A 7,037-nucleotide genomic window follows, 5' to 3' on the forward strand; every position below is an offset into this window, starting at 1 on the left:
CCCAGGGCCGGCCCGCGGCCGGCACACCCGCGGGGGGGCGGCCGGGGCCCCCCCGGGCGGGGGCCGGGGCGTCCGGTACGGGATCAGCAGCCGAAGTCGATGTCGTAGAACGTGCTGTAGTGGTCGGGCGTCCAGTACATGCCGTCGTGGCCGAGGTCGTCGGACGTGATGATGCGGCGGGCGCCGCGCGTGGAGCTGCCCGGGGTCTTCACCGTGTACTCGTGGTAGTAGCCCTGCGGTTCCCGCGGCAGCAGCCCTTCGCGGTTCTGGAAGACCGTGCCGTCCTGCGGGTACGGGAACGGGCCGCCCTTGTCGATCAGGGCGATCGTGTCGTCGGCCTGCGACGGCAGCGACGACTCGCACACGGTGGAGACTGCGGCGGACGGGGCGGGAGTGGCGGCGTAGGCCGCAGGAGCGGTGGCGGTGGCGGTGGCGGTGGCGGTGGCGGTGGTGGCGTGCGCCGCGGGGCCGGTGAGCCCTGCGATGAGCAGGGCGGCCGGGAGGAGCGCGCGGCGGAACCGGTGGCGGGGGGTCGTCATGGGGCGAGTGTCGCCCGGGCCGTCCGCCTCGTCACCGGCGATGCCGTCAATTCAGGAGAAGTTGCCGACCGTGTCACCGGTGATTCGGCACGGATCGGGCGGTTGGTCACCGGAACCGCCGCTTGCCGATCACCAGCAGGATGTCGCGCAGCGCGTCGGCGGCGTCGCGGACAGCCTCGGCGGGCACCCCCGCCATGGCCTCTCTGTGCGCGCGCGCCGAGGCGTCCAATGCCAGCGTCGTGACCCGGAGGCCCTCCGGTGTGAGCTGGACGAACCTGCTGCGGGCGTCGCCGGTGTTGGCCTCCCGCTCGACGTAGCCGGCCTTCTGCAGCCGCTGCAGCACGTTGCTCGTGCCGCCGGAGGTGAGGAACGCCGACCGGGTCAGCTCGCTCGGCCTCAGCCGGTACGGCTTCCCGGCCCTGTTCAGCACCGTCAGCACCTCGAACTCGGCGTAGGTGAGCCCGAGGTCGGCCAGCTCCCCGCGCAGCGCCTGCTGGACGAGCGCCCCGATGCGCGACGCGCGCTTGCTGACCTCCAGCATCGCGATGACGTCCTCGCCGAGGCCGTCCCGCCGCCAGGCCCCGGCCAGCTCGTCCACCTCGTCACGGCGGCCGCCGTCGTCATCGCGCACAAGCCGAGGATACCCGTCGCCGTATTGCTTTCTTAAAAGCTTCTTTCTAAGCTTTACTTCATGACATCGCTCCTCCTTCGCGACGGCACGGTCATCGACACGGCTCCCGCGCCCACCGTCCTCGGACGCGCGGACGTCCTCGTCGAGGACGGCCGGATCGCCGCCGTCGGCCCCGGCCTGGCAGCGCCCGCCGGCGCCGAGATCCTGGACGCGACGGGCCGCATCGTGATGCCCGGCTTCGTCGACACCCACCGGCACACCTGGCAGACCGCGATCCGCGCGACCCTCCCCGACAGCACGCTGCCCGCCTACCTGCAGCGCGTCCTCGGCGAACTGGCACCGCGCCACCGCCCCGACGACGTCTACACCGCGACCCTCGCCGGCGCCCTGGAGTGCCTCGACTCCGGCATCACGACCGTCGTCGACTGGTCGCACATCATGTTCAGCCCCGACCACACCGACGCCGACATCGCCGCGCTCCGCGCGTCCGGGATCCGCGCCGTGTTCGGCTACTGCTACGGCGGCGGCGACGACCTCGCCGCGCTCGCCGCCGAGACGGCCCGCGTCCGCCGCGAGTACTTCGACGGGCCGCCGGGAGCCGTCTCGATGTGGATGGCCGCGCTCGGCCCCGAGATCGCCGGCGAGGAGCGCGCGCTCGCCGAATGGCGGCTGGCCCGCGACCTGGGCCTGCCCGTCACCGTCCACATGGGCGGCCACGGCGCGGACGGCGCGGCGCGCGGCCTGGCGTTCCTCGAGGACAACGGCCTGATCGACCACCCCGCCATGTACGTGCACGCCAACTTCTACACCGGCGAGGAGTTCAAGAGGATCGCCGCCAACGGTGGCACCGTCTCGGCCACGCCGGGGGTGGAGGCGGCGCTCGGCATCGGCGACCCGGCCACCGGCCGCTCGCACGCCGCGGGCGTCCCGACCGGCCTCGGCTGCGACACCGTCGCCAGCGGGCCGGGCGACATGTTCGGCGTCCTGCGCGCGGCGTACTTCCTCGAACGCGCCCGCCCGGACGGCGCCGGCACCTGGTTCACCACCGCCGAGGCCCTCCGCGCCGCGACCCTCGGCGGCGCCGAGACGGCCGGCCTCGCCGACGTCACCGGCTCCCTCACCCCCGGCAAGCAGGCCGACCTGATCGTCCTGCGCACCGACACCCTCGGCATGGCGGCGGCGCACGACCCGATCGCGGCCGTCGTCCTGTCCGCCGAGACGCGGCACGTCGACACGGTCCTCGTCGGCGGCCGCGTGCTGAAGAGCGGGGGAGTCCTCCAGGGCCACGACGTCCCGTCCCTGCTGGACACGCTGCGGGCGGCGGCGGCCCGCATCACCGCCGGATAATCGGGCGGGGATCGTCGGCGCCGCGTGGCATGCTGGCGGCGTGGAGTCCGAGATACGCGTCCGCATCGCCGACGACCTGTTGATGTTCCTGCCCGCCGCACGGCGCGAACCGGTGAGCCGGGTGGCGTGGGACGGGACGTCCACGCTCGGCCACGTCGTGGAGTCGCTCGGGGTGCCGCTCCCCGAGGTCGGCCGGATGACCGTCCGCGGCGAGCCCGTCGAGCCGTCCGCGCGCCCCGCGGCCGGCGACGAGGTGGGCGTGGAGCCCGTGCCGCGGCCCCAGCCCGTCCCGCTGGACCCCGGCCAGGACGCGCCGCGCTTCCTCCTCGACGTCCACCTGGGCACGCTCGCGCGCCGGATGCGGCTGCTCGGCCTCGACACCGCCTACCACAACGACATGGACGACCCGGCCCTCGTCGTCCAGGCGAACGCCGAGCGCCGCGTCCTGCTCACCCAGGACCGGGGCCTGCTGCGGCGCCGGGCGCTCTGGTTCGGCGCCTACGTCCGCGGGTCCCGGCCCGACGACCAGCTCCGCGACCTCCTGGACCGCTTCGCGCCCGTCCTCAGCCCCTGGACGCGCTGCACCGCCTGCAACGGCGTCCTCGTCGCCGTCGACAAGGAGGAGATCGAGCGCGACCTGGAGGCCGGCACCCGCCGCAGCTACGACGCCTACGGCCGATGCGCCGGCTGCGGCCAGGTGTACTGGCGCGGCGCGCACGGCGACCGCCTTGAGAAGATCGTCGAGGAGGCGACCCGTCAGGTCGGGACCGCCCGCGCCGGAACCGACCGGCCCCGGGCGGCCGTCTCAGACGGGTAGGGACGGAAGGGGCTGGTCACCATCACCGATCTGGTCGTCGTGGGCGCCGCGATCATCCGCGACGGGCGGCTGCTCGCCGCCCAGCGCGCCGAGCCGCCGCACATGGCCGGCGGCTGGGAGCTGCCGGGCGGCAAGGTGGACCCGGGCGAGTCCGACGAGGACGCCGTGGTCCGCGAGTGCCACGAGGAGCTCGCCGTCAAGATCCGCCCGCTCCGCCGCGTCGGCGGCGACTGGCGGCTCAGCGAGCGCGCGCTCCTGCGCGTCTGGACCGCCGAGATCGTCGAAGGCGAGCCGCGGGCCCTCGAACACCTGGCCCTCCGCTGGCTCACCCGGGACGACCTGTACGACGTCGCCTGGCTCCCCGGCGACCGCCCCGTCATCACGGAGCTGGAACCCGACCTCCGCTGAGGCGGGTCCCCGCTAGGAGATGCGGTTCGCGCCGGCGAAGTCGGAGCGGGTGGAGAGCTTGGAGATCTTCACCACGTCGCCGGTCTGCGGCGCCTGGAGGAACTTGCCGTCGCCGACGTAGATGCCCATGTGGTGGAGGTTGCTGCCGAAGTACACCAGGTCGCCGGCGCGCAGCGCGGAGCGGGAGACCTTGGTACCGAGCTGGAAGAGGTCGCCGGTGTAGTGCGGCAGGCCCGGCTTGCCGACCTGGGCGTAGGCCCAGACGACGAGGCCGGAGCAGTCGAAGGAGCTCGGGCCGGCGGCGCCCCAGACGTACGGGCTGCCGAGCTTGGTGAGGGCCTTGCGGGCCATCTTGGCGGGCAGGTCCGAACCCTTGATCGTGGCGGTGAGGCCGGACTTCGGGTCGGTGGTGTGGGTGGTGGTCAGCTTGTCGAGGCGCTTCATGACCTCGTCCACCTTGGCCTTGGCGGCCTTGCGGGCGGCCTGGACCTTCGCCTGGGCCTGCTTGACCTGCTCGGTCCGCTGCTGCGCGGCGCGCTGGGCGGCCTCGGCCTGGTCGACCTGCTTCTGCAGGGCGAGGACGGTGGTGGCCTGGTTCTGCTGGAGGTAGGCCGAGTCGGACAGGCTGTCGGCGCTGCCGCCGGAGCTGAAGATCGCGTCGGGTCCGCCGCTCATGTAGTTGGCGGCGGCCAGCTGGGCGAGCCGCTGGCGGGCGGGCTCGGTCTGCTGCAGCAGCTTCTGCGCGTACGCGGTGGCGGTCTTCTCCGCCTTGACCGCGCGGCCGAGGTCGACGCGGGTCTTGTTGAACTGCTCGGTGAGCGTCTCGGCCTCGTCGTTCAGTTCCTTGAGGCTCTGCTTCAGCCCCTTCTCCGTGGTGGGGAGGGGGCTGGGCGTCCCGGTGGCCTGCGGTGCGGCGGCGGGGCCGAAGGGGGTCGCGGCGTGCGCGGCGACGGGGGCGGTGGTGCCGAGGCCGATGACCAGCACTGCGGCGGCCGTGGCGGTCGGCGCGACGCGCCGCCGGGGACGGGGGTCCGGTGCCAAGCCGGTGTCTCCTCTCCTCGCTCGCCTACCGGGTTAGCTGACGGGTTCGGGCCAGGAGTCGCCCTACGACGTGCGTCGATTCACCCCAGGGGGATGGGTCCCCGGTTCGTCCGCGGGTGGGTGCCGCGGGGGATTCGGCGGTCCGGTCGCAGCCCCGGGGGGTGGGGCTCCGGACGACCGGATCTCGGGAAGATTACAAAGGATGGGCAAAGATGGCCAATCGAGGCCCGTGTGAGGCAGGGGACGAGCGGCTCTGAACAGGCGGCGCCGTGCGCCAAGTAGAATGGTGGCAGCCGCGCGTCTGCGGCGACTCCCGAACTCTCACGCAAGGCGAGCCCGCATGCCCATCTCCACGCGCGACGACCTCCGGAACGTCGCGATCGTCGCCCATGTCGACCACGGCAAGACGACGCTGGTCGACGCCATGCTCTGGCAGTCCGGTGCCTTCCGCGAGAACCAGGACGTCGACGACCGCGTCATGGACTCCAACGATCTGGAGCGCGAGAAGGGCATCACCATTCTCGCGAAGAACACGGCCGTCCGGCACAACGGCCTGACCATCAACATCATCGACACGCCCGGCCACGCCGACTTCGGCGGCGAGGTCGAGCGCGGCCTGTCCATGGTGGACGGCGTCGTCCTGCTGGTGGACGCCAGCGAGGGGCCGCTGCCGCAGACCCGGTTCGTGCTGCGCAAGGCGCTCGAGGCGCGGCTGCCGGTGATCCTGGTCGTGAACAAGACCGACCGTCCCGACGCCCGCATCGACGAGGTCGTGGACGAGACGTACGAACTGTTCATGGACCTCGACGCCGAAGAGGACCAGATCGACTTCCCGATCGTGTACGCCTCGGGGCGCGCCGGGCGGGCGTCGCTGAACAAGCCCGCCGACGGCGGCATGCCCGACAGCGAGGACCTGGAGCCGCTCTTCACGGTCATCACCGAGACGATCCCGGCGCCGTCGTTCGACCCGGACGCGCCGCTGCAGGCGCACGTGACGAACCTGGACGCCTCCAGCTACCTGGGCCGGATCGCGCTGTGCCGCGTGCACGCGGGGACGATCAAGAAGGGCCAGCAGGTCGCGTGGTGCCGGCACGACGGCAGCATCGAGAAGGTGAAGATCACCGAGCTGCTGATGACCGAGGCGCTGACCCGCAAGCCCGCCGATGAGGCGGGGCCGGGCGACATCATCGCGATCGCCGGCATCCCGGAGATCATGATCGGCGACACCATCGCCGACCCGGACGACCCGCGCCCGCTGCCGCTGATCACGGTGGACGAGCCCGCGATCTCCATGACGATCGGCACCAACACCGGTCCGATGGCGGGCCGCGAGAAGGGCACGAAGGTCACCGCCCGGATGGTCAAGGACCGGCTCGACCGCGAACTGGTCGGCAACGTGTCGATCAAGGTGCTGCCGACCGAGCGCCCGGACGCCTGGGAGGTGCAGGGCCGCGGCGAGCTGGCCCTCGCGATCCTGGTGGAGAACATGCGCCGGGAGGGCTACGAGCTGACCGTCGGCAAGCCGCAGGTCGTCACGCGGGAGATCGACGGCAAGAAGCACGAGCCGGTCGAGCGGCTCACCGTCGACATCCCCGAGGAGCACCTCGGCGCGGTCACGCAGCTGATGGCGGTCCGCAAGGGCCGCATGGAGCACATGACCAACCACGGCACCGGCTGGATCCGGATGGAGTTCCTGGTCCCGGCGCGCGGCCTGATCGGGTTCCGCACCGAGTTCATGACCGAGACCCGCGGCACCGGCATGGCGCACCACGTGTTCGAGGGCTACGAGCCCTGGTTCGGCGAGCTGCGCACGCGGCCGTCCGGCTCGCTGGTCGCCGACCGCTCCGGCGCCGCCACCGCGTACGCGATCACGAACCTGCAGGAGCGCGGCACGTTCTTCGTGGGGCCGACCACCGAGGTGTACGAGGGCATGATCGTCGGGGAGAACTCCCGCTCCGACGACATGGACGTCAACATCACCAAGGAGAAGAAGCTCACGAACATGCGCTCCTCCACCGGTGACGAGCTGGAGCGGCTCACCCCGCCGCGGGTCCTGTCGCTGGAGGAGGCCCTCGAGTTCTGCCGCGAGGACGAGTGCGTCGAGGTGACCCCGGCGAACGTCCGCATCCGCAAGGTGGTGCTGGACGCCAAGGAGCGCGAGCGGATGCGCGCCCGCACCAAGCGCGCCGGCTGACGCCGGGACGAGGCGCACAGGACGCGAAAGGAAACGGCCCCGCGGTTCCGAGAACCGCGG

At 72.5% G+C, this 7,037-nt stretch carries 7 protein-coding genes and 1 riboswitch; of the genes, 4 read left to right on the forward strand and 3 right to left on the reverse strand.

All coding sequences use genetic code 11. The features are described from left to right. Positions 1-83: 83 nt before the first annotated feature. Together ABZ914_RS39335 and ABZ914_RS39340 are read right to left on the reverse strand one after the other, a co-directional pair. The gene (locus ABZ914_RS39335) at positions 84-539 is read right to left on the reverse strand and encodes a guanyl-specific ribonuclease (RefSeq protein WP_500199600.1); all 456 of its coding nucleotides are present in this window, start codon (positions 537-539) and stop codon (positions 84-86) included. 106 nt (positions 540-645) lie between these two features. After that, positions 646-1,170: a MarR family winged helix-turn-helix transcriptional regulator gene (locus ABZ914_RS39340; RefSeq protein WP_500199601.1), complete on the reverse strand. Its 525-nt coding sequence runs from the start codon at positions 1,168-1,170 to the stop codon at positions 646-648. Between the two features lie 60 nt (positions 1,171-1,230). Between ABZ914_RS39340 and ABZ914_RS39345 the strand changes: the two genes are divergently transcribed. From ABZ914_RS39345 to ABZ914_RS39355, 3 genes are read left to right on the forward strand one after another with little or no spacing between them, the layout of a single operon-like run. Continuing rightward, on the forward strand, positions 1,231-2,517 hold the full coding sequence (locus ABZ914_RS39345; RefSeq protein ID WP_500199603.1) for an amidohydrolase family protein: 1,287 nt from the start codon (positions 1,231-1,233) through the stop codon (positions 2,515-2,517). A 40-nt stretch (positions 2,518-2,557) separates the two neighbouring features. Continuing rightward, positions 2,558-3,334, forward strand: coding sequence for a Mut7-C RNAse domain-containing protein (locus ABZ914_RS39350; protein WP_500199604.1), 777 nt, complete (start codon positions 2,558-2,560; stop codon positions 3,332-3,334). Positions 3,335-3,373: 39 nt separating this feature from the next. After that, positions 3,374-3,742, forward strand: a complete 369-nt coding sequence (locus ABZ914_RS39355) for a (deoxy)nucleoside triphosphate pyrophosphohydrolase (protein WP_387022944.1) — start codon at positions 3,374-3,376, stop codon at positions 3,740-3,742. Between the two features lie 12 nt (positions 3,743-3,754). Here ABZ914_RS39355 and ABZ914_RS39360 read toward each other — a convergent pair whose 3' ends face one another. Then, positions 3,755-4,783 carry a C40 family peptidase gene (locus ABZ914_RS39360; protein WP_500199605.1) on the reverse strand — a complete coding sequence of 343 codons (1,029 nt, stop codon included), beginning with the start codon at positions 4,781-4,783 and terminating at the stop codon, positions 3,755-3,757. 6 nt (positions 4,784-4,789) lie between these two features. Beyond that, positions 4,790-4,933, reverse strand: a riboswitch (cyclic di-AMP (ydaO/yuaA leader). A gap of 190 nt (positions 4,934-5,123) precedes the next feature. Here ABZ914_RS39360 and typA point away from each other — a divergent pair. Next, positions 5,124-6,977, forward strand: coding sequence for a translational GTPase TypA (gene typA / locus ABZ914_RS39365; protein WP_190865590.1), 1,854 nt, complete (start codon positions 5,124-5,126; stop codon positions 6,975-6,977). Positions 6,978-7,037: the final 60 nt, after the last annotated feature.

It is taken from the genome of Spirillospora sp. NPDC046719 (assembly GCF_040645715.1).
Lineage (GTDB): Bacteria > Actinomycetota > Actinomycetes > Streptosporangiales > Streptosporangiaceae > Spirillospora.

What these genes read in the sequence shown, in the direction of transcription:
- ABZ914_RS39345 (WP_500199603.1), top strand. Translation starts at nt 1,231, where the DNA reads ATGACATCGCTCCTCCTTCGCGACGGCACGGTCATCGACACGGCTCCC.
- typA (WP_190865590.1), top strand. Translation starts at nt 5,124, where the DNA reads ATGCCCATCTCCACGCGCGACGACCTCCGGAACGTCGCGATCGTCGCC.
- ABZ914_RS39335 (WP_500199600.1), bottom strand. Translation starts at nt 539, where the DNA reads ATGACGACCCCCCGCCACCGGTTCCGCCGCGCGCTCCTCCCGGCCGCC.